General features: G+C 58.4%; 1 protein-coding gene. It reads right to left on the reverse strand.

Annotated elements, in window-relative coordinates:
• Positions 1–3: 3 nt before the first annotated feature.
• Positions 4–393, reverse strand: a complete 390-nt coding sequence (locus EVJ24_RS15610) for a phage terminase small subunit (RefSeq protein ID WP_442899266.1) — start codon at positions 391–393, stop codon at positions 4–6.
• Positions 394–425: the final 32 nt, after the last annotated feature.

Below are 425 nucleotides of genomic sequence, written 5' to 3' on the forward strand. Positions count from 1 at the left end.
GCGCTACCCGAGCTTCTGCCTCCACTTGTCCATCACCGCAACCTTCGTGTTCTCCTCAGAATCGTCAGCGTTCGGACGCGCCAACTCAATCTGCACACGCCGCCTATCACCCTCAGTCACAAGGAGAGAAGACATGGCCGACATGATCGTGGCAAGCATCTGCCCAGACCGCTTAGAAGACGACTTGTAATAGGAAAGATCATCCATGAGCGAGTACGCCACCGCCCAATCAGACGGCTCATAGAACCGCGACTGACCAGACCGGCCCAGCGACTCCCACAAGCGAGACGCAATAGGGTGCCAATTCGGGTCGGCGCGCGGCTTGGAAACCTTCTCTGCTCCGGGAGCGGTCACCGCAGTTTCCCGCTCGTCTCGTGAACGATGACCATTCAACTGGTCCTTGCGCTTTGGAATTGGTCCACGGG

This window comes from Exiguobacterium sp. SH1S21 (assembly GCF_004337175.1).
Lineage (GTDB): Bacteria > Bacillota > Bacilli > Exiguobacteriales > Exiguobacteriaceae > Exiguobacterium > Exiguobacterium aurantiacum_A.